15 protein-coding genes are annotated in these 21,769 nt (G+C 61.4%); 2 read left to right on the forward strand and 13 right to left on the reverse strand.

What is annotated here, in order from left to right:
* Window positions 1-193: 193 nt before the first annotated feature.
* Window positions 194-670 carry a ferritin-like domain-containing protein gene (locus VA602_RS03590; RefSeq protein ID WP_323452487.1) on the forward strand — a complete coding sequence of 159 codons (477 nt, stop codon included), beginning with the start codon at window positions 194-196 and terminating at the stop codon, window positions 668-670.
* Here VA602_RS03590 and VA602_RS03595 read toward each other — a convergent pair.
* The 12 genes from VA602_RS03595 to VA602_RS03650 all read right to left on the reverse strand — a co-directional run bounded on the left by VA602_RS03595 (window position 667) and on the right by VA602_RS03650 (window position 17,908).
* Window positions 667-2,172, reverse strand: coding sequence for a sensor domain-containing diguanylate cyclase (locus VA602_RS03595; RefSeq protein ID WP_323452496.1), 1,506 nt, complete (start codon window positions 2,170-2,172; stop codon window positions 667-669). The genes VA602_RS03590 and VA602_RS03595 overlap by 4 nt on opposite strands.
* 214 nt (window positions 2,173-2,386) lie before the next feature.
* A complete protein-coding gene (locus tag VA602_RS03600) occupies window positions 2,387-3,718 on the reverse strand; it encodes an OprD family porin (protein ID WP_323452488.1) in 1,332 nt (443 codons plus the stop codon).
* Window positions 3,719-3,922: 204 nt separating this feature from the next.
* Entirely contained in the window at window positions 3,923-4,147 is a 225-nt protein-coding gene (locus VA602_RS03605; protein ID WP_153774715.1) for a hypothetical protein, read from the reverse strand.
* 129 nt (window positions 4,148-4,276) lie between these two features.
* Entirely contained in the window at window positions 4,277-5,689 is a 1,413-nt protein-coding gene (locus VA602_RS03610; protein ID WP_323452489.1) for a heavy metal sensor histidine kinase, read from the reverse strand.
* Window positions 5,664-6,338 (reverse strand): heavy metal response regulator transcription factor, encoded by a 675-nt coding sequence (locus tag VA602_RS03615; protein ID WP_063546106.1) that lies wholly within the window; start codon window positions 6,336-6,338, stop codon window positions 5,664-5,666. The genes VA602_RS03610 and VA602_RS03615 overlap by 26 nt, the downstream gene beginning before the upstream one ends.
* A 9-nt stretch (window positions 6,339-6,347) precedes the next feature.
* Entirely contained in the window at window positions 6,348-9,437 is a 3,090-nt protein-coding gene (locus VA602_RS03620) for a multidrug efflux RND transporter permease subunit (protein WP_323452490.1), read from the reverse strand.
* Window positions 9,434-10,597, reverse strand: coding sequence for an efflux RND transporter periplasmic adaptor subunit (locus VA602_RS03625; RefSeq protein WP_323452491.1), 1,164 nt, complete (start codon window positions 10,595-10,597; stop codon window positions 9,434-9,436). Before VA602_RS03625 ends, VA602_RS03620 begins: the two co-directional genes overlap by 4 nt.
* Window positions 10,598-10,847: 250 nt before the next feature.
* Window positions 10,848-11,582, reverse strand: a complete 735-nt coding sequence (locus VA602_RS03630; protein WP_323452492.1) for a YkgJ family cysteine cluster protein — start codon at window positions 11,580-11,582, stop codon at window positions 10,848-10,850.
* Window positions 11,579-11,890, reverse strand: a complete 312-nt coding sequence (locus tag VA602_RS03635) for a hypothetical protein (RefSeq protein ID WP_054892507.1) — start codon at window positions 11,888-11,890, stop codon at window positions 11,579-11,581. Before VA602_RS03635 ends, VA602_RS03630 begins: the two co-directional genes overlap by 4 nt.
* A gap of 90 nt (window positions 11,891-11,980) precedes the next feature.
* On the reverse strand, window positions 11,981-12,880 hold the full coding sequence (locus tag VA602_RS03640; RefSeq protein ID WP_054892508.1) for a chemotaxis protein: 900 nt from the start codon (window positions 12,878-12,880) through the stop codon (window positions 11,981-11,983).
* A 103-nt stretch (window positions 12,881-12,983) separates the two neighbouring features.
* Entirely contained in the window at window positions 12,984-15,014 is a 2,031-nt protein-coding gene (locus VA602_RS03645) for an autotransporter outer membrane beta-barrel domain-containing protein (RefSeq protein ID WP_323452493.1), read from the reverse strand.
* 344 nt (window positions 15,015-15,358) lie between these two features.
* Entirely contained in the window at window positions 15,359-17,908 is a 2,550-nt protein-coding gene (locus VA602_RS03650) for an autotransporter outer membrane beta-barrel domain-containing protein (protein WP_323452497.1), read from the reverse strand.
* Window positions 17,909-18,226: 318 nt separating this feature from the next.
* On the opposite strand from VA602_RS03650, the gene VA602_RS03655 reads away from it, so the two are divergent.
* Entirely contained in the window at window positions 18,227-20,677 is a 2,451-nt protein-coding gene (locus tag VA602_RS03655) for a hypothetical protein (RefSeq protein WP_323452494.1), read from the forward strand.
* A 106-nt stretch (window positions 20,678-20,783) separates the two neighbouring features.
* On the opposite strand, the gene norR is transcribed toward VA602_RS03655, so the two are convergent.
* On the reverse strand, window positions 20,784-21,769 hold a 986-nt coding region (norR, locus tag VA602_RS03660), incomplete at its 5' end, for a nitric oxide reductase transcriptional regulator NorR (protein WP_323452495.1).

Genomic DNA, 21,769 nt, shown 5'->3' on the forward strand with positions numbered 1-21,769 from the left:
CATACAGCAATCGCTGCGCGCATCCACCCTGCAATCTGCACGAGCGCGCAAGCGGCGATCATGCAGAACACCGCTTCCCTGCCGTTGCGCTTAAAAAATAACTATATGATTTTTATGGATTTTTCATATTTTCCAGGCTTGGCATGAAGACTGCTCCTCTCATAGGGACTATCACCTGCCAAGGAGTTACCCCATGAGCAATCCCAACAAAGACGTGATCGACGTGCTGAACAACCTGATCGAGTACAGCAAGGATGGCGAGAAGGGTTTCAAGGAGTCGGCCGATGACGTCAAGAATCCTGAGCTGAAGACATTCTTCGTCCAGCGAGCGACGGCGTGTAACCAGGCCGCTGCCGAACTTCAGGCCGAAGTACGTCATCTTGGTGGCGATCCCGAGACCTCGACCAGCTTGAGCGGTGATATTCACCGGGGCTGGGTCAACCTCAAGTCGATGGTGACCGGCAAGGATGAAGAAGCGGTGCTCAACGAAGTGGAGCGGGGCGAAGACAATGCCCTGAAGGCCTACAAGGAAGCCCGAGAAAAGCTCGTCAAGCTCAATAACCCCAACGCGCAGAACGCGCTGACCCTGGTCGATCGCCAACTGCAAGGCGTACAGCGCAATCACGACCAGGTGAAAGCACTGCGTGACGCTGCCCGCGCCCGCTCCTAAGCAACAGGCGTGACAGGCCCTTCTACCCGGTTACGGCCCCCCGCCTTGGCCCGGTAAAGGGCTTCATCCGCGGCACCCAGCACTGCTGTCAGGTCGTGCTGGGTGCCGTGTTCGTAAAGGCCGATGCCAATACTGACCGTGATTGGCCGCTCATCTGCGCCGTATCGCGGCATCGCCTCGACACTCAGGCGAATGCGCTCGGCCAGCAGCAATGCGCCGGCCAGTTCGGTTTCTGGCAGCACTACCTGAAATTCCTCGCCACCATAACGCGCTGCCAGGTCGGCCGGCCTGCGAATGCAGCGATTGATGGTGCGCGCCACTTCACGCAGGGCATGATCACCGCCGGCATGACCGTGGCGCTGGTTGAACGCCTTGAAGTGATCCACATCCACCATCAGTACCGCCAGCGCCGAGCGGTTGCGTTGCGCGCGTGCCCATTCCTGGCGCAGGACCTGATCGAGGCGACGTCGGTTTGCCAGGCCCGTGAGGCTGTCGGTGGCTGCCAGCGTTGCCAGGCCTTGCTCGGCATCGTGGCGCCGACGCAGTTCGCGCCCCAGCAGCACGGTCAGCCAGAGTATGCCCAGGCACAGCACCCCCGTGGCCAGGCCGACGATCAGCGCCGTGCGCCGCCAGGCCTGGAAGACTTCGGAAGAAGAGTGCGCCACCAGCACGATCAGCGGCAGTTCGCCCACGCGCGCAAACGTATACATGCGCCGCTCGTCGAACAGGTTCGAGTGCGCGCTGAAGCTACCACTGTGCTCCTGGAGAATGCGCTGGAAATTGGGTTGCTGGCTGAAGTCGCTGCCGATCGCTGGGTCTTGTGGCCGGGTCGGCTCGCGAGCGAGCAACTGGCCGCTGGTGTTGAGCAGGTTGATGCTGCTGTGCTCGCCGATGTCCAGGCGCTGGAACAGTTCGTTGAAATATGACAGGCGCAGGGCACCGGTGGCCAGGCCTGCGAACTCACCGTTGGGGCCGGGGATGCGCCGGCTGAAACTGATGCACCAGTCCAGATCGCCAAGCCGCGCCTTGAACGGTGGGCCGACCAGCAGACCGAGATTGGCGTTGGCCTGGTGGGCCTTGAACACCCCCGTGCCGGCGAAGTTCGCCTGGCGTGGAATGATGCTGGTGGAGTCGCCCACCACATCGCCTTGGGCGTCGAGCCACAGCACATCGCCGCGGCTGCGGTCGACGAAGGCCTGGTTGAACAGCAGGCGTTGGCGCAACGGGCCAGGCACCTTCGGAAGCTCGCTGCGCCCGACCGCCCAGATCAATCCCTTGAGCGACTGGTCATAGAGTTCGGCGTTGCGCAGGATGTCACTTTCGATGAGCTGGACGATGTTGCTCGAGGCGCGGATGGAGGACTGTTCGACACTGTCCCGTTCGCGGCCGAGCAGATAGCTGACGATGCCTACAATCGCGAGCACGGCGAGGCAACTGCCCAGGTTGAGGATCAGCTCGGGGTGAGGCCTGGGGAGGATGGGGCGCGGGGATCGGGTGTGCAACATCGGGCTCGCTACTGCATAGGCCCCTCTTTCCGTGAGGGTAGGGCTATAAAGCGGCGGCGATATTCTAGGGAAGTGGCAATTGTCGGACAAGATTAGTCCGTCGGAAATGCATCAGGGGTTCGCGGGACGAGCCCGCCCCTACAGGACTGTAGGAGCGGGCTCGTCCCGCGATCACCGGCAACGCCGGTGCCATCCGCTGAGAGAGGGCCGATCAGAACACGTTAAGCGGATAGTCGACGATCACACGCAACTCGTCGTTGTCGTTATCCACAGCCGAGTACCCCTGGCTGCCACGATGGCTGGCATATCGCAGCAGCACCGACAGGTCCTTGAACTGGCCTTCCTGGAACACGTACTTCACGTCCAGGTCGCGTTCCCAGTGGCGCGCATCCTTGCCGTCCTCGCTGTACCAGTGGCCATAGCCGACGCTGTTCGGATCGGCCTTGGTGAGGTCCAGCTTGCCGCGCGAATACGACAGCGACGAGGTCAGCCCCGGGATGCCGAGCCCGGCGAAGTCATAGTCGTACTGTAGCTTCCAGGAGCGCTCGTTAGGGCCGTTGAAGTCCGAGTACATGCGCGAGTTGTCGAGGTAGATGCTGTCGCCCAGGTTGATGTAGTCGAACGGCGTATTGCCGTTGACCCGCTGGTAGGCGGCAGTGACGCTGTGATGACCGGCCGCCACGGTGAAGTGCAGGCTGTAGGTGTTGTTGTCGATCTTGCCCAGTTTCGACTGGCCAGTGTCCTGGGTGTGATAGAAGTGCACGCCCGGGTTGAGGCTGACCAGATCATTGACCGCGTAGGTGTAGTCGAAGTCGGCGTAGTACTGGTTCCAGATGTCTTTCAGCTCGGCGGCATAGAGGTTGGCGGTGATGTTCTCGGTGCCGTTCCACGCGGCGCCAGCCCACGACAGGTGCTTGCTGCGCTGGTCGTCGGTCTGCTGGCTGTAGTAGGTGTCGATGCGGCGGTGGCCGCTCTGGTTGTAGGGCTTGGTGAAGCTCACCTGGCCGCCTTCGAGCAGCAACCCTTCGACGCTGGTGTTGGTCAGTGCCACACCACGGAAGGTCTGCGGCAGCATGCGCGTCTCGCCACCGGCGATCACTGGATTGGTGAGGAGCAGGTCACCGGCTTTCAGTTCAGTGTCGAAGCCCTTGAGCTTGACCGCGGCGCCTGCGGTGGAGAACGAATGCGGCGCGGCGCCCAGTTCGTCTTCGTTCTTCTGGTGAGTCGGCAGAATGCTGGTGCCAGCGTGGCCGCCACCGCCATCGAGTTTCAGGCCCAGCATGGCGTGGGCATCGACACCGAAACCGATCACACCGGGCGTATAGCCCGACTCGAAGCGGGCGACGGCGCCCTGGCCCCACTCGCGATTGTCGCGCACACCCTGGTTGAGTTGGTTGCGGTTGAAGTAGGCGTTGCGAAAGTGCAGGTTCAGCGACGAACCCTCGATGAAACCATCAGCTTTTTCGTCGTCCGCCTGGGCGGCATGGGGAATCGTTGCGGCCAATGCAACGAACAGAGGCGTGAAACGGAAAGCGAGGGACACGAGTAAATGCTCCTTTGGTCTAACAGTGAGGCAGTTTCTAATTGTCGGAATTGCAGTTTCTTATGAGGGACGTTACAAACCGGCTGATAATTAAAACGCATAAAAAAAGCCGCTGATGCGCAGCGGCTTTAAAAGGCTAACATATCGACACAGGCACTGCCCATGGCGTAGCCGGGGGAAAACAGGGCGTGTTCCGGCTGCCGATCAGCTGTCGGCACTGTCATCGTTCGTGACTTTGGAAGCTGTCTGTTGCGCGTCTTTTACTGCACCTTGGTGCTGCGCGGCATAGGCATCCTGCGACTGTTGCAGGGTGGCGGCGATCTCGGCGTTACGGGCGACGAAGGCCGGCGATTCCTCAGCCATGGCCAGGGGCGACAACAACAGGGACGACAGGACGAAGACGCTGGCAATACCCATACTGTTGGACATTTGAAACAACCTTCTTGCGTGGCAAGTGTGAGTGAAGACAGGGCTAAGTTAGTCCTGAAGAGGCACTTGAAACAGCACCGCAGAGGATAATCACTCTTGCGCAAAAAGTAAGAATGACTGCGTGGGTCTTCAGACTTTTACCCTGAACCCGCGTAGTTGAGCGCTCGGCAGGTTGATGCCGAAAGTATTGGCGCCCCCTTCGCTGCGTACAAAAACACTGCCGCCATGCATCAGCGCAATGGCCTTGACGATAGCCAACCCCAACCCGTGGTTACCACCGCCGCTGTTGCTGCGCGCGGCGTCGACCCGATAGAAGCGTTCGAACAGTAGCGGCAGGTGCGCTTCATCGATAGCCGGGCCGGGGTTGCTTACGGCGATGCTGACCCGCTCTTGCTCAACGTCGATTCGCACCTGGATCACCTGCCCGGGCGCAGTGTGCTGTACCGCGTTGTTCAGCAGGTTGATGAGCGCGCGGCGCAGTTGTGCCTTTTCGATGGGGGCCTGGGCATCGCCGCTGACCTCGACGCTGACGCGCGCGTCTTCGAGGATGTAGTCCAGGTAGTCGAGGGTGGTGGCCACTTCCTCGGCCAGTGACGCCTGGGTCAGGGCGGTGGCCTTGCTGCCCTGGTCGGCGCTGGCCAGGAACAGCATGTCGTTGATGATGCTGCGCAACCGTTCGAGTTCCTCAAGATTCGATTGCAGCACCTCGAAGTAGTGCTCGGCGCTGCGCCCGCGGGTCAGGGCCACTTGGGTCTGTCCGATCAGGTTGGTCAGCGGCGAGCGCAGTTCGTGGGCAACGTCGGCGTTGAAGGCTTCGAGCCGCGAATAGGCCTGGCTGACCCGGTCGAGCGCGGCGTTGAAGGCCTCGGCAAACTGCGCCAGCTCCGGCGGTAAGTCCTGGGTGCGCAGGCGTCCGTCCAGGCGCGGTGGGGCCAGCGCCTGGGCCTCGGCTGACAGCGCCAGCAGCGGGCGCAGGCCGATGCGTGCGACCCAGTAGGCCAGCAGCGAGGCCAGCAGCACACCGAGCACGGCCAGGCCGACAATGGCCACCAGCAGGCTGTGCTGGGCCTGCCAGAAGGTTTGGGTGTCGATACCGATCATGAAACGTACCGCCGGCCGTTCACCCAGTGCCGGCAGTTGGCTGACCAGGATCTTGAACGGGTAGGGGTTGTCGGCCAGGCGCAGGTCGCGCATGCCTTCCGGGCCCTGGGCGAAGCGGCGCAACTGTTCGTTGGGGTGGCCGTACTCGAAGCGCGGATCATCGCTGACCACCCAGAAGCGGATGCGCCGGTCTTCTTCGGCCAGCAGGTTGAGTTTGTTGTGGATCTTCGCCCAGTGTTCCAGGGTGCCGAAGCGGTTGAGAGTGGACTCCAGCACGCTGAAGCGCGCATCCAGCTCCGCTGCTGGCAGCAGGTCGAGGCTGCGGTCGACCTGGCGGTACAACGCACTGCCGATCAGCACGAACACCGCCAGCGCCACCAGCGTGAACAGCAGCGACAGGCGCAGGGCCAGGGAGTTAGCCCGCACGGTTTTCCAGGACATAGCCCATGCCTCGGATAGTGTGCAGCAGCTTGTTGTCGAACGGCCCGTCGAGCTTGGCGCGCAGGCGCTTGATCGCGACCTCGACAACATTGGCGTCGCTGTCGAAATTGATGTCCCAGACCAGCTCGGCGATGGCGGTCTTGGACAGGATCTCGCCCTGACGCCGGGCCAGCACGCTGAGCAGCGAGAACTCCTTGGCGGTCAGTTCCAGACGCTGGCCCGCGCGGCTGGCCTTGCGCGCCATCAGGTCGATCCACAGGTCGGCGACCTGGATCTGCAGCGGCTCGTGGCTGGTGCTGCGACGGGTCAGGGCCTGCAGGCGGGCGACCAGTTCGAGGAAGGAGAACGGCTTGCCCAGGTAATCGTCGGCACCTTCGCGCAGGCCATGAATGCGGTCCTCGACCCGCTCGCGGGCGGTGAGCATGATCACCGGCGTCTGCTTGCGCGCACGCAGGGCGCGCAGCACGCCGTAGCCATCCAGGCCCGGGAGCATGACGTCGAGCACGATCACCGCGTAGTCGCCTTCGAGCGCCAGGTGCAGGCCATCGATGCCATCGCGGGCCAGGTCGACGGTGAAGCCCTGCTCGGTCAGGCCACGATGCAGGTAGTCGGCGGTTTTTTCTTCGTCTTCGACGATCAGCACACGCATGGGTTTGTCTCAACTGGCAGTCGCGGCCGCGTTGGCGACCGTGCGGCGGTGGAACACACGTTCCAGGGCCAAGTATATGACGGGGGTGGTGAACAGCGTCAGCGCCTGGCTGACCAGCAGGCCACCGACCACCGCGATGCCCAGCGGTTGGCGCAGCTCGGCACCGGCTCCAAAGCCGAACATCAGCGGCACAGCGCCGAGCAGGGCAGCGAGGGTGGTCATGATGATCGGTCGGAAGCGCGTCAGGCAGGCCTGGTGGATCGCCTGCTCGGGTGTCATGCCCTGCGTGCGCTGGGCATCGAGGGCGAAGTCGATGAGCAGGATGCCATTCTTCTTGACGATACCGATCAGCAGCACGATGCCGATCAGGCCCATGATGGTGAAGTCCTGGCCCATGGCCCAGAGCAGGATCAGTGCACCAAGCCCCGCCGAGGGCAGGGTGGAGATGATCGTCAGCGGGTGCACGAAGCTCTCGTAGAGCACACCGAGGATGATGTACACCGCCACCAGTGCGGCGAGGATCAGCCACGGCTGGCTCGACAGCGAACTCTGGAACGCCTGTGCCGCGCCCTGGAAACTGCCGACGATGGCGTCGGGCATGCCCAGCTCGCGCTGGGTCTGTTCGAGGATGCGCACCGCATCACCCAGGGCCACGCCGGGGGCGAGGTTGAACGACAGGTTGGCGGCCGGGAACAGGCCGTCGTGGGCGATCGACAGCGGGCCGGTGCTGGGCGGTGCGACATGGGCCAGGGCCGACAGCGGCACCATCTCGCCCGACAACGGCGAGCGCAGGTAGAAGTAGTTAAGGCTCTCGGCCTTGCCGCGCTGGCGGGCGTCGAGTTCGAGGATCACCTTGTACTGGTTGGTCTCGGTCTGGAACTCGCTGATCTGGCGCTGGCCGAAGGCGTCGTACAACGCCTGGTCGACGTCGGTGGTGGTCAGGCCGAAGCGTGCGGCGGCCTGGCGATCGATGTCGATGTGGGTGACGCTGGCGCCCAGTTGCAGGTCGTTGGACAGGTCGCGCAATGCCGGGTTTTCCCGCAGGCGTTCGGTCAGGCGCTGGGTCCACAGGTTCAGGGCCACGCCATCGTTGCTCTTGAGCACGTACTGGTACTGGGTGCGCGACGGGCCGGAGCTGAGGTTGATGTCCTGGCCGGCGCGCAGGTACAGGACGATGCCGGGCACCTGGGCGAGTTTCGGGCGCAGGCGGTCGATCAGTTCGCTGGCTGATACATCGCGCTCGCCGCGGGGCTTGAGACTGATCCAGAAGCGGCCGTTGGCGATGGTCTGGTTGCTGCCGGTGACCCCGACGGAATGGGAGAAAGCGCGCACCGCAGGGTCGGCTTCGATGATCTTTGCCAGGGCCTTGTGCTTCTCGATCATCGCCGGATACGACACGTCGGCTGCGGCCTCGCTGGTGCCGAGGATGAAGCCGGTATCCTGCAGTGGGAAGAAACCCTTGGGGATGGCGACATAGCCGATCACTGCCAACGCCAGGGTCAGGCCGAACACACCCAGCGTCAGGCGTTGGTGGGCGAGGGCGCGGTCCAGGCCCTTTTCGTACCAGCGCATCAGGCGCTGGCCAAAGCCGTCGTGGTGTTCCTGCGGCGGTTTGCGCATGAACAAGGCACATAGGGTCGGGGCCAAGGTCAGTGATACCACCACCGAAATCAGGATGGTCGAGGTCGCGGTCAGGGCGAACTCCTTGAACAGCCGCCCGACCACGCCGCCCATGAACAGTAGCGGAATGAACGCGGCGATCAGCGAGAGGCTGATCGAGATCACCGTGAAGCCGATCTCCCCGGCACCCTTGATCGCCGCAGTGCGGCTGTCGTCGCCAGCCTCCAGGTGACGGTGGATGTTTTCCACCACCACGATGGCGTCGTCGACCACGAAGCCCACGGCGATGACGATGGCCACCAGTGTGAGGTTGTTGAGGCTGAAGCCTGCCACGTACATCAGTGCGCAACTGGCGATCAGCGATACCCCCAGCACGCTGGAGACGACCAGGGTTGCCGACCACTGGCGCAGGAACAGCGCCATCACTCCGATCACCAGGATCACCGCGATCATCAGCGTCAGTTCCACCTCATGCAGCGAGGCGCGGATGGTCTGGGTGCGGTCGTTGAGTACCGACACCTCGACCGAGGCCGGGAGCATTTCCTGCAAGCGGGGCAGGGCGTCGAGCACGCGATCGACGGTGTCGACGATGTTGGCGCCGGGCTGGCGGAAGATCACCAGGTTCAGCCCAGGTTTGTCCCCGGACCAGGATTTGACATAGGCGTTCTCGGCGCCTTCGATCACCTTGGCTACGTCCTGCAGGCGCACTGGGGCGCCGTTGCGGTAGCTGACGATGAGCTGGGCGTAGTCTTCGGGGTGGAACAACTGGTCGTTGGCAGAGATGGTCGAGACGCTGTGCTCGCCGTACAGCGCACCCTTGGCCAGATTCAGGCTGGTCTGCTGGATGGCCTGGCGGATATCGGCCAATGTCAGGCCGATGGCTGCGAGCTTCTCAGGCTGCGCCTGCACGCGGATCGCGGGGCGCAGTTGGCCGGTGATGTTGATCAGGCCGACCCCGTCGATCTGGCTGAGCTGGCGCGCCAGCAGGGTTTCGGCATAGTCGCTGAGTTCGTTGCCGGGCATCTGCTCGGAGCTGACGGTCAGCACCAGCACGGGGCTGTCGGCCGGGTTGACCTTGCGCCAGGTCGGTGGGCTGGGCAGGTCCTGCGGCAGGCGTGCAGTGGCGGTGTTGATCGCGGCCTGCACTTCCTGGGCGGCGGTGTCGATGTTCTTGTCGAGGGTGAACTGCAGGATCAGCGTGGTCGAGCCCAGGGCGCTGCTGCTGGTCATCTGGGTCATGCCGGGGATGGCGCTGAACTGCACCTCCAGCGGCGTGGCCACCGAGGACGCCATGGTTTCCGGGCTGGCGCCGGGAAGCTGTGCGGTGACCTGGATGGTCGGGAAATCTGCTTCGGGCAATGGCGCCACTGGCAGGCGCGGGAAGGCGATGGCCCCCAGCAGCACCAGGGCGAAGGTCAGCAGCAGGGTGGCGATGGGGTGGTCGATGCACCAGGCCGAAACGCCTTTGCGGGTGATCATGGCTGGCTCCGGCGGTCAGCCACTTCGGGGCTGGCAGGCACGTCGGGGGCGACCTCGACCCGTGCCCCGGGCTTGAGGCGTGACTGGCCGTCGAGCACCAGGCGATCACCAGCCTTGACCCCGGCGACGATGTTCAGGTCGCTGTCCTGGTAGAGCACCTTGACCGGTACGCTGGCGACCTTGTCGCCATCGAGGCGGTAGACGTAATGACCATCGACGCCGCGCTGTACCACCGGTGGCGGCACCACCAGCGCCTGCTCATCGACAGCGGTGCGCAGGCGGATGGTCACCAGTTGGCCGGGCCACAGCAGGCCATCCTTGTTGTCGAATTCGGCCTTGATGCGCACCGTGCCGGTGTTGGCCGAGATCTGGTTATCGATCAGCGCCAGATGGCCCAGGCCAAGCAGGCTGCGTTCGCCGTCGGCGTCCATGTAAGCCTCGACCAGCGCCGGCGAGGGCGCTTTGAGCAGGGTCTGCAGAGTCGGCAGCACCTGCTGGGGCAGGGCGAACTCGACGGCGATCGGGTCGATCTGGGTGACGCTGAACAGACCCTGGGTGTCGCTGCTGCGCACCAGGTTACCGGGGTCGACATTGCGAATGCCGACGCGACCGGTCACCGGTGAGCGGATCTGCGTGTACGACAGCTGCACTTCGGCATTGGCGATGGCCGCCTGGTTGCCCTTGACCGTAGCCTGAAGCTGATTCACCAGCGCCTGTTGCTGGTCGAGGGTCTGCTTCGAGACACCGTCGTCGCTGCTCAACAGGCGGTAGCGCTTGAGGTCGACACCGGCCACTTGCAACTGTGCCTGGCTCTGGCCGAGCTGGGCGCGGGCCTGCTCAAGGCTGGCACGGATCGCGCGGTCGTCGAGGGTGGCGAGCAGATCGCCTTCCTTGACCCACTGGCCCTCCTTGACCAGCACCTGGGTGAGGATGCCCTCGACCTGCGGGCGTACATCGACGCTGTGCAGCGACAGCACCGAGCCGATCGCGCTGGCAAAGCGCGGCACGTCCTGCTGGGTGACGCTGATCACTCTCACCGGCACGGCGTTTTGTGCGCGTGGGGCAGGCGTGTCCTGGCGTAGGCGCAGCCAACCGGCCAAGGCGATCAGCAAGAGGATGGCCAGGGCGGCGAGGACGAGGGGGCGGGAGGGGCGTCGCATCGAGGCTGATACCGGTCAGTGGGGGAGGGCTGGAAACCGTGCTGGCGTCTCGCGGCTCCAGACTTTTGTCAGGTTCTTTTCTGCTTATAGCCCGCCGATCGGGTCGGCAACGTGACGTCTGGCTGACAGCGCTGACAGTTTCCAATCATTGATGGCCAGTTGCCAAGGAATTGCGCTGGACCAGTGCTCGTCCGGGATTTGCCCTGGAGTCGAACGCCAACGTTGGAGGTGAGGGACTCTGGATTCCAGCTCAGAACCCGATAAAGGCGTAGTACACCGGCGCTTCGCCGGTCGTCAGCAGCCCATGCCCCTGCAGCCCGTCGGCCAGTTCGGCATCTTGCACATGCACAGTCCATGGCACGTGCGCTTGATCGCTCTCCTGATCCAACGCCGCGAGAAACGCCTGCATGTCTGGCAGCCAGGCGGTAAAACCGTTGCCCTTGAGCGCGCTGGTGGTCATGCTCAGCGCCTGGCAGACGGCAACCTTGGCGGCGATGTCGTCGCGGTCGGCCTGGCGGGAGGCTTCGATCAGTGCGGCCAGTTGCGGGTCGACGGCCCTGTTGCCGACGATCAGTTGCGGGCCTTGTTGCCAGGCTTCGGGTGGGCAATCCTTGGCTTCGACGCGCAGAGGCAGGTGCGGGTTGACCTCGGCCGGATAGATACGACAGACCAGCGGGCGTGTTTCATAGATGCCGCACAGGTTGTTGGCATCCAGGTTGCGACAGCGCCCTGGATTGAAGGCCGCGAAGGTCACCGAGACCCGCACCTCTGCACTCCCGCAAGGCACGGCGAGCGAACGGCGCAGCACATGATCGCGTTGCTCGACCGGCATGCCCGGTCCATCGGTGATGAAGCCTTCGATCAGCACCACGACCTGATCGCCACTGGCAGCCCACTGGCGGGACTCGGCGAGCGTGAGGGGTACGTGGTGGCCGGTGCAACACTTGCCGCAGCCGGTGCAGGCGAAACGAATGCCGTCGCTCACTTGGCGCCTGGCTTCCATTCGGTGACGTAGGCTTGCTGCTGGGCGCGGTCGTACAAGCACAGTTCGGTGCCTGTCTGGTTCTTCATGGATTTTGGCTTGTACACGCCTTCGATCAGCAGGGCGCTGTAGGCGGTGCGGTCGTCGAACTCAGCGGGCTTGCCCAGGGCGTGGGCGTCCTTGAACTGGCTGGCGGCCAGGCAGCGCTTGACCATCTGCTGGCGGTACTCGTTCCAGGCGTCGGGGCTGGAGGCCTGGGCAAGACCACTGGTCATGGCGAGGGCAATCAGGGCAATGCGAAGAAGGGTCATAAGCGGTACCGGCAAGAAAACCTCGGAAGGGGAGTGATTATGCCCGAGTCCTCCCCACCATCAAGTGAAGGCATTGTGTCGCCAGATGTATCAGCGCTCGGCGAACCCGACCGCTCGCGCCGCGACGACGAGGCAGTCGGTCAGCTCGGGCGAGGAGAACTTGGTGAGAATCGCGTTGGCGCCTGCGACCTTGGCTTTTTCGGCGCTCATGGCGCTGTCCAGCGAGGTGTGCAGCAGCACGTAGAGGTGCTTGAAGTCCGGGGTCTCGCGCACGGTGCGGGTGAAGGCGTAGCCGTCCATCTCGGACATTTCGATGTCCGACACCACGATGTTGATTTCCTGGGCGGTGCCCTGCAGCTCCAGCAGGACGTTGATCGCATCCTTGGCGCTGCGCGCGGTATGGCATTCGACGCCGAGGTGGCGAAGGGTGTGCACCGATTGCTGCAGCGCCACCTGGCTGTCGTCCACCACCAGGATGTTGGCGGCAGCCAGCAGGCTGGCGTCTTCTGCGCTGAGTTCGCCGGGATGCGTTTCAGGTTCCGGCGGGGCGATGCCGTGGATGACTTTCTCGATGTCGAGCACCTGTACCAGCGTATTGTCGACCCGGGTCACGCCAGTGATGAAGGAGCGGTTGCCCGAGCCGTAGGGCGGTGGCTTGATGTCGGTGCTCAGGCAATGGACGATGCGGCTGACCGCCTGCACGTGCAGGCCCTGGCGGGTGCGGCTGATGTCGGTGACGATCAGGCAGCCGCCATCCGGGTCGGCCAACGGCATTTCGCCGATCGCCCGCGACAGGTCGATCACCGACAGCGAGTTGCCGCGCAGGGTCGCTACGCCTTTGACGTGGGGATGCGACTCGGGAAGCTTGGTCAGGGGCGGACAGGGGATGATCTCGCTGACCTTGAGCAGGTTGATAGCCATCAGCTTGCCGCTGCGCAGGGTGAACAGCAGCAGGGACAGCGAGTCCGCGCGGGCATTTTGCGTGGCCATGGATAACCTTCGGGCATGTCGGAAAAAGGAGTGGATGCCGGGTTATCGGCCTTTGCCGTTCAGGCTTTAGCCAAAAAAAGAGGGCCTCGCGGCCCTCGAAAGATTACCAGTTGTAACGCACACCCAGGTTCACTCCCCACGGTTGTTCGATGTTGTTGCCTTTCATGTAGTCGAAGCCTGCATTCACCTGCACGGTATCGGTGACTTGCGCGGCCACACCAGCACCGAGCTCGATGCGGCTGCCCGAGAGGTCGTTGTCGAACTTGTTGCCGTTGACCTTGACCTGATTGTTGCGGGCGAACTCGTGGGCTGCTGCGACCTTCACGTAGGGCTGCACGAAGCCGCCTTTATCCAGAGGGAAGGTACGGCCGACATGGCTACCGACCTTGCCCAGCAAGGAATCGGCATTGGCGGCGCTGGCGCGCATGCCGTTGTCCAGGTTGTAGCTGGCACCGTCGACCCACAGCGTCGACACCTGGGTATAAGGTTCGACGAACCAGCCGTCGTCCAGCTTGATGTGCTTGCCCACTTCGACCGAGGCGCCAATGCCGTTGTTGTTGTATTCGCCCTTGGCCTTGCGGCCATCGCTCATGCGCACGTCAGATGTGTTCTGGAAGCGGTTGGCCTTGATCAATGCATCGACGTACAGGCCATCGTCCGCCAACCAGGTGCTGTAAACACCGATATGGAAGCTGTCGACCTTGCCGCTGGTGCCACCGGACAGGTCCAGGTCAGAGCGGCTGTAGCCACCGGTCACCCCCAGCAGCCACTGGCCGCTGCTCGACGGCAGTGGAGCGTCGGCACCGAACGAAATGCCCTGCTGTACCTGGTCATAGGCGGCACCGGCGCCGGCAGATACCTTGTACTTGTTGCCGTAGGAGCGCAGCCAGCCGCCACCTTGGGTGTTGCCGTTGCGCAGCTCGCCCATGCGCGAGCGCAGGGTGGTTGCTTCGCCGTACCATACGGTAGGTGCGGCGCTGAACAGACCGGTGACTGTGCGTGTGCCTGGGGTGGTGGTATCGCCCTTGCGCACCAGGAACCAGTCGTCACCGCGCTGTTCCAGTTCGTAGGCAAAGGTACCGAAGTCCACTTGGCCGCCGATCAGGTCGAACTGCGATGTGCTGCCCTCGCCGGTGTGCACGACCTGATGGTCGCTCACTGCGGCGTTCGGATCGGTGCCGGTATTTTCCACCAGCAGGTGATGCTCACCGCTGGCCTTGCCGCTGACATCGACGAGGTCGCCCTGGCCGGTACTCAAGTCGGCGCCCAGGACAAAGGTGCCCGAACCAGACAGCTCGCCGAGTTCAAGACGGTTGAGGCCTGCGCTGCCTTCGACGCCGCGCAGGTTCACGGTTCCACCCGTGAGGTTCAGCTTGTCGACACTGGAATCACCGGTCAGGGTCCAGATCGAGGTGCCGTCCAGAGCCAGCGAGCTGGCATTGGTGATGCTGCCGGTGAGGCTGGCATGGTTGGCCAGGGCCAGGTCAAGTGTGCCTTCCTGGTCGACAGTGATATCGCCGATCAGTTGGCTGTTGTTGACCACGGCGTTGGCGCGAGCATCCCCTGCCACCTCGAGAATCACCCCGTTGCCGCCAACAAGCTGCGAGCCGTTATTGATTTCGATATGCGAAGTTTCGTTCGAGGCGGCGGTCCTGATGACTTTGATGGCACTGCCTTCACGGCCGACGGCCCGTGACTGGTCCAGGACAAGCTTCGCACCTTTTTCACTGGTGCCCGTGCGATGGGCGAACACCACGATGCCGTTGTTATCGCCCGAAACCACGCTTCCTTCTCGAACATAGGCGCTAGCGCCAGCAATCACCACTCCGGCGCCACCCGTCACGGCACCGCTGCCAGGGCTGCCTGCAAGGCCTTCGACCTGGGTATTGGAGATATCCAGAATGGCATCGCTGGTGACGTTGATGCCACGCCCATGACCTGAGACGAAACTGTTACTGATCCAAGCAGTGGACGCCTGTTCGCTGCCGCTCAGACTGAGTGCGAAAACGCTGGCGTTGGGGCGCGTTGGGTCAAGGCTGGCGATGATTCTTGCGCCATCGATGAGTGCGTGGCTGTTGTGCAACGTGATTCCAGTGATACCCACGGTGTTCACATGGCCGCCGGTGATGTTCACTCGTGACTGCCCGGTAGCGAATATTCGCCCGGTCTGTGCTTGCGGGAATACAGTGAGTCTCGAGCCTCCCAGGAGTTCATAACGTTGCACTGGCGTATCGGCTCGAACGGCGTATGAACTGTTGGGGGGAAGCACGACTACGGGTTCAGCCTGGATCGCTGTAGAGGCGGATATCACTCCAAGAGCAATCAACGTGCGAGTGGTTGCTTGGTTCATGGACGTTCTCGGTCAAAAAAGGGGAGCGTGATTTGACCGGGATAACACTTAATTTCCTGCAGGTATTTCCTTCTCGCCTTGTAGGAAAAGTCCTAGTTATTGAGTCCGAAAATTCACATGGCAACGCTTCACCAGGCAAATTGAACCCCCAGGTTTACCCCCCAAGGCTGTTCGATATTCTTGCCGTTGCTGTAGTCGATATTGCCATGAAGCTGCAGTACCTCGCTCACTTGGGCGATGATGCCAGCGCCGATCTCCCCGCGACCACCGGATAGATCGTCATGGAATCTTGTACGGTTGATTGTGACGTCGTTGTTTCGAGCGAACTCACGTGCAGCGGCCAGCTTCAGGTAAGGTTGTATGAAGCCTGAGTCTTTGAGGGGAAAGGTACGACCCACGTGAGTACCCACCTTGCCCAGCAACGAGTCGGCTCGGTTGCTGTCGGCTTCAAGGCCATTGTCGAGCGAGTAGTGTTCGCCTTCAATCCACAATGCGGACGCTTGCAAGTAGGGCTCGACGAACCAGCCATCATCGAGTTTGAAGTGTTTCCCAACCTCCACCGTTGCACCCACACCATAGTTGCTGTAGTCACCATCGGCCTTGGCACCGTTGCTCATTCGCACATCGGCCTTGTTATCGAAGCGGTTGGCCTTGATCGCAGCGTCGAGATAGTACCCACTGTCGCTCAACCAGGTGCTGTAGAGACCGACGTAGTAGCTGTCGACTCGTCCGTTGCTGCCCAAGCGCATGTTGAGCTGCGAGTTGCTATAACCTCCCATGATCCCCAGCAACCATTTCCCGCTATCCGCTGGCAGTGCTGTATCGACCCCGAACGATACGCCTTGCTGGGTCTGCTGATAACTCACTTGGTCAGCCGCTGAAACGTTGTACTTGTTACCGTAGGTTCGAGCCCAGAAACCACCTTGTCCATAGCCTTGGCGCAATTCGCCCATGCGGCTTCGCAAAGTGCTCATTTCCCCATACCAGACCGTCGGAGCTGCGCTGAAGACAGCGATTGCGACCTGTGCGCTGGGGCTGATGATAGGTGTGGACGCTTGTACCAGGTACCAGTCATCGGCGCGTCGCTCCAGTTCATAGGAATAAGCGCCCATGTCGGCCAACCCGGTAAGACCGACTAGCGTGAACTGCGCGGCGCCGCCCTCGGTATGGACGACCCGTTGGGCAGAATCACCGACTACAGGCTCAATACCTGTGTTGACGATATCCAGGCCGAAACTGCCATTCGCCATGCCTTCGATGTTCACCAGGTCGTTCTGCTGCCGGGCCAGATCCGTACCCAGAACGAAAGTGCCGGTACCGTCGAGGCTACTGGCGGTCAAGATGCGATAGTCACCATTACCGCCGCGCAGGTTGACCAGGCCATCCTGCAGGCTCAAGGCGCCGACACTGGAGTCGTTGACCATGTCGAACCTTGAGCGCGCATTGATACTGGTGCGGCTGGCGTTGGTAACGGTGCCGATCAATTGAGAGCCGTTGGTCAGGCTCAAAGTCCCTGAACTGTTCGTATCTTGAATGAGCTCGCCGGCCATTCGGCTGTTGTCGAGGCTCAGAGCTGCCGCGTGGCTGACTGATCCGGTCAAGGACGATCCGTTGACCAGGGCGACCGTGGTCGCGCTGCCTGGCAAAGAGGTGACATTGCCGCTCAGGGTGCTGCCATCCATGCGCAAACTGTCGATGTTGTTCACGTTGCCGGACATTACGGAGCCTGCAACCATGTTCATGGTCGACGTTGAGGCAGCAGGTTCGTTGACCGTGCCGTAGAGGCTGCTGGCATCGAGTTGGATGCTGCGCAGATTGTTCAGGGTGCCGTTAAGTACAGTGCCGTTTTTCATGGACAGATCGGCGACTGCACTATCAGCGACCTGGATATCACCGGACAGTGTGCTGGCCTGGATCAGGATATTCGCCTGAGCAACCTGGTCGGCAGGGTCTGTTGCGAACCCGACTTCGATCAGAGTGCCATTGGCCGAGGTCAGGGTCGTTCCGTTGAGAATCTCGATCTGCGCCTGCATTGCGTTGCTGCTCAGATTGCTCACCACAATTGCGCTACCCGTACCAGAAACAAGGTCGGAGTGATCGAGCACCAGTCGGGGTGTGCCGTTGGCAACTGTGTTGGCAAACAAACCAGCGCCCCAGTTGCTACCAGTAATCCTGGTGTCTGTCAGCAGCGCTTCCCCGCCGACCAGTGATACTCCCAGGCCACTCCCCGCTACCGATGGCCCGACAGCGCCTTGCGCGTCTATGGTCGAGCCGATGACCGTTGCCGTGCTGCCACCGCTGACATTCAAGCCGCGACCTGCGGCGGTAATACTGGAGTTCTCGATCAACACGACCCCGCCTCGCACAGTGGGGTCAACGCCTCGCGTGACGCTTACACCAGTATTGTTGGTCGACGTGATGTTCGAGTCGCGAATGACACCTTCGCTTTCCGAAACCAGGACGGCAGTGAGAGCACCACCTGAGACCGTCGCACCTTGCAGCAAAATGCTCGAACCTGGATTGGCCTGTATGCCCAGGGTTTGTCCTGACGGCTCGACGGTCAAGGTCGCGGCACGGAGTATCCAACGCTCGGCAGGGCTTCCGGCAGCGACGGTGGCACTTTCACCGGGAAAAAGCTCGGCAGCGAAGCTGACGACACTTTGGCCAGAAATGAACATGGCCAACGAAGGGATTATAAAAACCGAACGAACTGCGCAATATTTAGGCATAGGTGTGCAGGCTCGCCTTATTAGGGGAAAGGGTAAATAAGAAAGTAATTACGTGGCACATCACACTATACGCCGCGCGGTGGATTTGGCACCTGTTAAAAATGCTAGGTTACATCCATTTCAGGTTCCGTTAGCTTGAGGCTTTCTTCGGGTCAGCCGGAGAGAGCAGACCACTCAGTGTGGATCCGTCAGCCGCCCACAATACCTGGATTGACAGTGGGTTGTTATTAGGCGGATTACCCGTCAGCCTTCAGGAGTCCTGTTAAGATGAACGCGCCTAGTAATATTAAAAATATTAAATCGATGCCTCGGTTACTCACTGCACCGACCACTCCGCCCTATGTGCCCGCACGTGATCCAGTGCGCGGCATCATTCCGATCAGCGAATTGGGAGCGGACCTTCACGTTCAAGTCTCAAATGGGCCGGAATTTCGAGAAAGTTTGACTATACAATTGTTCGTAGGCAATGATCCCAAAGTGCCTGATAACAGGAGGGGTGAACTTCTCGAGCTGAAAGGATTTGATCTGACGGATCCTGACCTGAAGTTCGATTTGTACTACAAGGTTTCTGAATTTCCATCGGCGGGTGAGGATGTTACCGAATCACTTAACTACTTTCTTTTCGATCTTGACTCCGAGGAGGGTGAGGCTGGAGTACCGATCAATATTCGTTTTGACCGCAAACCGGCGGGTGGCGACGAACTGCCGCCGATTGCCTTCACTGATGATCAACTCAGCGGTATCACGAACAGCGATCTGGACGTCAACGGCGACCTCAATGTTCTGATCGACCCCTACTACCTAGGGGAGGACGGTGACGTCATTGAAATGTGGGTCGGCGACGCGGTCGGTTCAGGCAGCTATCTTACGCCGCCATTCACTATCACAAATCCAAAGTTACAGATGCAGGTCAAATATACGCGCGCCCAGCTCGAGGCTGCCGGTGATGGGCAAGATCTATACTTCGGCTACAAGGTAACCGACTTCGCCGGAAATGAAAGCCAGATCTCGAATCTCATTAAGATTCCTGTGTTCATCAATTTACCTGAGCTTGACGCACCGGTGGTCCCTGAAGCGGCTGATGGGCTGGTGACTTATAACGATGCCAACCCCAGCGTTACCGTAGACATCCCCTATTACGGCGGGGCTGCCCTCGACGATGAAATTGTCGTGATCTGGGCCGGCGCGCGTGCAAGCCGTTATCGCCTGACCCAGGAGGACATCGACCGTGACCCGGCATTACCGGTCGCCTCCATCGAAGTGCCCTTCGCTTTGGTCGCTGCTGGCGGTAACGGTACAGTGGTGGTTTCCTATGAAATGGACCGGGCGAATAACCCAACCACTCCGTCACCCGGCACCGATGTACCAGTCAACCTGACTACCCCGGGTGGCCCCGATCCAGACCCGGATCCAGAAACCCCTGAGCATGGTAATGTCAAGGCGCCGTTGATCAAGGTAGCCACAAGCCCGGATAACACGATCACTCCCGGCGACTTCGGTCAGCCCGGCACTGCGACCATCTTCCGTGTAGGTAACGATCTGAAGCCAATCTGGCTGGTCGGCGACGTGATTCAGATGCACTGGGGCACGGTTTCCAGTCCGCAGATCGCTTCTGTCGAAGTAACGACGGCCAATGAGGGGTCCAATATTCCGGTCCCGATTCCCTTCGATGATGTGATTGAGGCCGAAGGGGTGGGACCGATCCCGACCTACTTCACCCTCACCCGGGAGTTGCCGGTGCCGCCTCCGGGTTCGGGGACCGTACCTGTCACTATCAAGTCGGCGGAGCAGATCGTAACGGTCGCGTCCTCCGGGGCTTTGCCGGGAGACGGCGGTCAATTGCGTGCAGCGGTCTTCCCCGAAGCGAACGCCCGTAACATCATCACCAAGGCTGTAGGTAGTCGAGGTACTACTCTGCGTATTCTGCTTGATGGTCTTACGAACATCGAGCTTGCGAGTAATCCAAGAGTCAGCTACGAATTCGTCGGTATCACCAGTGGCGACGCGGGTGGGCCGCCCACTCCACCTGGCTCTCCGATCGAAGATTCGAGAATCAGTGGTGTGGATGTTCCTCTGACCCAGGCTGATCTCGACCAAGGATACTTCGAGGTACCTCTGCCTTATGCCAAGACTTATTACATCTGCCGCAACGGCGCCAAGGTGAACTACTCGTTGGCGAACGATGTAGGGCGTAATAGTGATCATGTCGAGGCATTCGTACGCTTTGCGATGAACGAAGCAGGCGGCACTTGCTTGGTCCCAAGGCTGTCCAGCTTTTCCGCGATGGCGACCCGAGGCATTGGGCTCCAAGGTTCTGCTGAGCAGGTGATGGGGGCGGTTTGCAGCACACAGAGCGCGGACACGGAGGCCCTCCCACCGATTGCTTTCACCGAGGATCAGCGTAGCGGGATCTCCGACGAAGACCTGGAAAACGGATTGCTGGTCGCTGATGTCAACCCCTATGGCGGCATGGAACCGGGCGATATCCTTCAACCGTGGGTGGGACTGTCCAATGCGGAGGGTTCAGGTCGCTATCTGGACACTACAAGTAGCGTGGATAAACCTGGATCGAAGACGCCCATCAGCTTCGCCCGTGCCGACCTGCTGGCTGTTGGTAATCAAGCCACGCTGTATTTCGGTTATCGCGTGAAGAGTGCCAATGGTGAGCCCACTGCGCTGTCTGCGCTGGTTCCGATCAGTGTGAACCTGACGGAGTAAAGCCATTAGTTATACAGGGGGGCGTAAGCCCCCCTTTCCGTTCGCTTGTCGAAGCTCGATGTGTTTTCGGACCCGCAGCAGACCCTTGGCTTTGTTCCTTTCTCGCTCACCGGACGCCCAGTCGGCGCGCCAGCCGGCTCAAGTTGGCGCGGTCGATACCCAGTTCCCGAGCGGCCGCGGCCCAATTGTCTTCATGGCGCAACAGACACTCCTCTATGAGCTGACGCTGATAGGTGTCCATCGCTTCGCGCAGCCCCCCTTCAGGCAATGGCAACGCTTTTATCCCCGCGATATCAGGTGAGTGATCCTTGATGGCTGACGCAATGTGCAGGTCCAGGTCGACTGCGTCCAGGGTGAGTATGCGTGGACGTTGTGGATGCCGACCCAACGCCTTGAGCGCGGAGCGGCCAATGAGGTGCTCCAGTTCGCGTACGTTGCCTGGCCAGTCGTAGGCCAGCAACGCTGCCTGGGCCTCTGCGCTCAAACGCAGGCTGTCCAGGCCCAGCCGGGAGCGATTCTGCTCAAGGAAGAAACCGGCGAGCAGCAGTACGTCTCTGTCTCGCTCGCGCAACGGCGGTACCTGTAGCGGGTAAACGCTGAGGCGATGGTAGAGATCGGCGCGAAAATGCCCGTTGCGCACCTCGCTGGCGAGGTCTCGGTTAGTGGCGGCGATCAGGCGCACATCGACCCTGTGTTCTTGATCCGAACCCAGGCGCTGCAACTGGCCGCTTTGCAGAACCCTCAGCAGTTTGGCCTGCACTGACAGAGGCAGTTCGCCCACCTCATCGAGAAACAGCGTTGCGCCGTCGGCCAGTTCGAACTTGCCACGGCGCTCGCTGTGCGCGCCGGTGAAGGCGCCTTTGACGTGACCGAACAGCTCGCTTTCCACCAAGGCTTCGGGCAGTGCGGCGCAGTTAAGGCTGACCAGCGGTTTGTCCGCACGCTTGCTGGCCTGGTGCAGCGCCAGTGCGACCAGTTCCTTTCCGACCCCCGTCTGCCCGGTGACCAACACGGTCAGGTCGCTGCTCGCCACCAGGCGAATTTCTTCCAGCAAGTGCTTGTGCGCAGGGCTTTGGCCAATCAGTTCCCTGT

Origin of the sequence: Pseudomonas machongensis, assembly GCF_034961125.1 — a bacterium.
Classification (GTDB): Bacteria; Pseudomonadota; Gammaproteobacteria; order Pseudomonadales; family Pseudomonadaceae; genus Aquipseudomonas; species Aquipseudomonas machongensis.